At 42.3% G+C, this 5070-nt stretch carries 1 protein-coding gene and 1 pseudogene; both read left to right on the top strand.

The window, feature by feature from the left end; genetic code table 11:
- Nucleotides 1-695: 695 nt before the first annotated feature.
- Nucleotides 696-2540: a malto-oligosyltrehalose trehalohydrolase gene (gene treZ, locus VB713_RS13850; RefSeq protein WP_323312102.1), complete on the top strand. Its 1845-nt coding sequence runs from the start codon at nt 696-698 to the stop codon at nt 2538-2540.
- Between the two features lie 243 nt (nt 2541-2783).
- Nucleotides 2784-4895 (top strand): annotated as a pseudogene (gene treY / locus VB713_RS13845) (malto-oligosyltrehalose synthase); the annotation flags it as partial.
- Nucleotides 4896-5070: the final 175 nt, after the last annotated feature.

Below are 5070 nucleotides of genomic sequence, written 5' to 3'. Positions count from 1 at the left end.
GATTGATTACAAGGCTTGAAAATGGTTCATTCACTTACGCCGCACGGTACTAGTTACGGCTACTTTCGGGGTCTGCACTCCGCCTGTTTCATTACTTACTTGGGCGTGACCAGACTCTTTCTTAGAGTCGTTTCCGTGAGGGTAAGGGGTGTGAATCCCTTAGCGGAGTAGGTTCCGCGTTCTAAACGACCAGTTCAGGTCGCACTTGCTCATTTCACCCCGTCCCTAATCGTAGGCAGTATTTCATGATAATTTGACAAAATTACTCAATTTGATAGAGTATTTTCACCGCATCTTCTCTATATAGATGAATACACAAGCTTTTGGGCTAAAAAAAAATCCGCCTGTGGGTGCTAGAAATTGTCGGCTAGATCATCCATGATACTATCTGGCGCGATTTTTCCTAACCAATTCGTAATTCACAAGTAAGAAAGTCAGATTACAGCAATTTTCAGGTAAATGAACCACATTTTTATATCTCACGCAATCGCGAAGCGTGCCGGAGGCTCTAGCGCGAAGTGCGTTAGGCGCAAAGGAAGAAAGAAATACAGATATCAGTGCGTGGTCTAAATACATGAAAACTGCTTTAAATCTGGGTTTCCAAACCATTGAATCTGTTGCTGGATTTTGAAGAATTGGGATAACGACAAGTCAAGCCATAATTCGGCACACATTATCTAACGGGAGGATACTGCGTGAGAACTGGTGCTAACTACTTGGGTAACGGAGAGTGTGAGTTTACAGTTTGGTCACCAACACTAAATAGTGTCGCGGTGCAAATTTTGACACCACAGAAACAAGTAATTCCACTCAAAACCCACAGAGAGGGATACTGGCAGACGAAGGTAAATGATGTCTATCCAGACACGCTTTATCGCTATGTTTTGGATGGAGAAAACGCCTTTGCTGATCCGGCATCACAGTATCAACCAGAAGGAGTTCACGGGCCGTCGCAGGTTGTCGATCCTCAGTTTAATTGGACAGATGACAACTGGACTGGTGTGCCTTTAGAATCGATGATTTTCTATGAACTCCACGTGGGCACCTTTACACCTGAAGGCACGTTCACGGCTATTATTCCCCGTCTAGCGGAACTTAGAGAACTGGGAATCAACGCCATTGAACTCATGCCCATTGCCCAGTTTCCCGGAGATACCCATATTGAACCAACTCTTGCATACCGCAACTGGGGATATGACGGCGTTTACCCGTTTGCTGTGCAGAATTCCTATGGCACACCAGCGGATTTAAAGGAACTGGTGAATGCTTGCCATCAATATGGTATTGCTGTAGTGCTGGATGTAGTTTATAACCACTTTGGCCCAGAAGGTAACTACATGGGTCAATTCGCCCCCTATTTTACTAAAACCTATAAAACCCCTTGGGGCAACGCGATGAATTTTGATGATGCCCATAGTCAAGGTGTGCGTCACTATTTTATTCAGAATGCGCTGTATTGGTTAGGAGAGTTTCATATTGATGCCTTGCGGCTGGATGCAATTCAGGCAATCTACGATTTAGGCGCAAAGCATTTTCTGTGGGAATTAGCTGAAGCAGTACATAGCTTTTCCCAGAATGGTGGACGCAAACGCTACCTAATTGCCGAAAGTGATCTAAATAATCCCCAAATTATTCGCCCCGCAGAATTGGGCGGCTATGGACTTGATGCCCAGTGGAGTGATGACTTTCACCATGCATTACACGCATTGTTAACAGGCGATCGCCAAGGATATTATCAAGATTTTGGACAATATGCCCAACTAGCCAAAGCTTATCAAGATACCTTTGTTTACGATTGGCAGTATGCCCCCCATCGTAAAAGATTTCATGGTATCTCTTGCCGCGATCGCCCACCATCACAATTTTCCGTCTGCATCCAAAATCACGACCAAATCGGCAATCAAATGAAAGGCGATCGCCTTTGGGAGAGGATTTCTTTTGAAGGGTTGAAATTAGCCGCCGGCGCTGTGCTACTATCGCCTTACTTACCCTTATTATTCATGGGTGAAGAATACGGCGAAACTGCACCTTTCATGTATTTTGTTAGTCACTCCGATCCTGATTTAATTCAAGCAGTACGAGCCGGACGAAAGGAAGAATTTGAAGCTTTCCATTATGATGAAGATCCACCAGATCCAGAATCGGCAGAAACCTTTTTGCGTTGTAAACTTAATTGGCAATTACGCAACGAAGGTAAGCACAAAGTTTTACTAGATTGGTATCGTCAATTAATTGATTGGCGTAAGACACACCCCGCACTTTTAACACAAGACCGCAATTCCATTCAAGCAACTAGCGATGAAGATAAACAAATAGTCATAGTGCGGCGTGCAAGTGAATCGAGTCAAGTAATATTTGCGCTGAATTTTAATCAATCTCCAATAACAGTAACTTTACCAATTGAAGGTACTGCTCACAAACGATTAGACTCCGCCGATGCACAATGGGTTGGATTTGGTTCACAAGCACCTGATAATTTACTCGTAGGACAACAACTGCAACTGCAACCCAACAGTTTAGTGCTGTATGAACTCGATTAATTACTCTTTTCTCTGCGTCCTCTGCGTCTCTGCGGTTCGTTAAAAAAAAGTCTCACGCATTCGCGTAGCGTCTCGAAGAGAAGACGCAAAGAAAGAATGGCGTTGCTGAATCGAAGTATGAAATTAAGAAATTTAGTTTCTCAAACTCCTCCTCTCTGCGCCTCTGCGTGATAAAAATTCATACTTTAAATCAGCAACGCCGAAAGAATATTACCCTGATTTTCCAGTTGAAATAACAATATTATGCGAATTCCTAAAGCTACTTATCGAATACAATTTACATCACAATTTGGCTTTGACAACGCCAAAGCGATCGCATCTTATCTCGCCGATTTAGGCATTTCTGATTTATACGCCTCCCCCATCTTCAAAGCTAGATCCGGCAGTACGCATGGCTATGATGTAGTCGATGCTGCTCAACTCAATCCCGAACTAGGTACTATTGAATCCTTTGATGCCTTAGTCAGCGAACTGCAATCCCTTGGTATGGGCTGGTTACAAGACATTGTACCTAACCACATGGCTTATAGTAGCGAAAACGCCTACTTAATGGATGTATTAGAACATGGCCCCGATTCCAGCTATACTGAATACTTCGATTTATGCTGGAATGTACCCTTTGGCGATCGCGAACAGCGAATTCTCGCTCCCCTACTTGGAGACTTCTACGGTGTTTCCTTAGAAAAGGGAGACATTCAATTACAATATGAACAAAACGGTTTAACTGTCAATTATTACAGCTTAAAATTGCCCTTGCGGTTAGAGTCTTATACCAAATTTATCAGCCATAATCTTGGCAAACTTACCCGCACTCTCGGACGCAATCATCCTGATTTTATTAAGTTATTAGGGATTCTCTACATTCTAAAAAATGTTCCCTCAGAGGTTGCTGGTAAACAGCGTCAAGACCAAATCGCTTTTATTAAAGGTTTAATTTGGGAAACTTACACCACTAACGATGATATCCGCGATTTCATCGATGAAAACCTGAAAATATTTAATGGCGAACCAGGTAATTCTGAAAGCTTTAATTTGTTAGATGACATCCTCAACGACCAATTTTATCGCCTCGCTTTCTGGAAAGTAGGTGCAGAGGAAATGAACTACCGCCGCTTCTTTACTGTTAACGAACTGATTTCTGTAAAAGTTGAAGAAATGCGGGTTTTTAATAACACCCACAGCTTAATTCAAAAGTTAGTAGCAGAGGGCAAATTTACAGGATTACGCATTGACCATATTGACGGACTTTATAACCCAAAGCAATATTTAGAAAGACTCCAAGAAAAGATTGGTAATGTTTACATCACAGTGGAAAAAATCTTAGAACTCACCGAAGATTTACCAGAAAACTGGAGCATTGAAGGCACATCGGGGTATGACTTTTTAAATTATGTAAATGGTGTATTTTGTCAAACAGAAAACGAATCAGCATTTGAGCAAATTTATCAAAAATTTATCGGTACAAAATCAGATTATGCATTCCTTGTCAACCACAATAAACACCTGATCCTCGAAAAGAACTTAGCAGGTGACGTTGATAATCTGGCGATTTTGTTAAAGAATATTTCCAGCAAATATCGCTTTGGCAATGATTTTACAGTCAACGGACTAAAAAGAGCGATCGCAGAAATTCTCACTCTCTTCCCTATTTACCGCACCTATATTACACCCGATGGCATCCAAGAAAGCGATCGCGCTTGTATTCAAGAAGTAATTCGCCAAGCCCAAGCGATCGCGCCTTTGTTACAGCATGAGATGGATTTTATCGCCAAGCTGATGCTGCTAGAGTTTGATGACTCCCTGACTCAAACAGAAAGCGAACAATGGCTATATTTTGTCATGCGGATGCAGCAATACACCGGGCCTCTGATGGCAAAAGGCGTAGAAGACACCACATTATATTCCTACAATCGCTTTATCTCCCTCAATGAAGTCGGTGGAAATCCCAGTCATTTTGGGATATCCCTAAACGAACTCCATAAATTTAACCAAAAACACCAAGCAAACTGGCCTCACACCATGAACACCACCGCCACCCACGACACCAAGCGGGGTGAAGATGTCCGCGCCAGGTTAAATGTGCTATCAGAAATTCCCGATCAGTGGGAACAGCAGGTAAACACTTGGAGTAGCATAAATCAAGGGCAAAAAAGCAAACGCCAAGGTGCAGCTATGCCCGATCGCAATGATGAATATTTTCTCTATCAAACACTAGTAGGCGCGTTTCCCTTCGCTGAACATGAACAATCATCCTTTGGGGAAAGGGTGAAGGAATACATCATTAAATCGATTCGGGAAGCGAAAGTACATACAGCATGGTTGCGTCCAGATAACGAGTATGAAGAAGCTTGTACCCCACATTCCGCAGATACTAAAGCAAATTTAGGAATTAAAAATTGAGAGAAAGAAAAGCCTGAAAAGATTGCCTAGCAAAGATTTCAGGCTTTTATTTGTTAAAATAATAAGCGTCAAATAGCTGACGGGATGACGAAATAGTCTAAAAAGCTTATCAGATGCAGATTGTACCGAT

Source organism: Anabaena cylindrica UHCC 0172 (genome assembly GCF_034931625.1).
Lineage (GTDB): Bacteria > Cyanobacteriota > Cyanobacteriia > Cyanobacteriales > Nostocaceae > Anabaena > Anabaena cylindrica_A.
The sequence above is the reverse complement of the archived record's forward strand: the minus strand, read 5'-3'. Positions and strand labels throughout refer to the sequence as shown.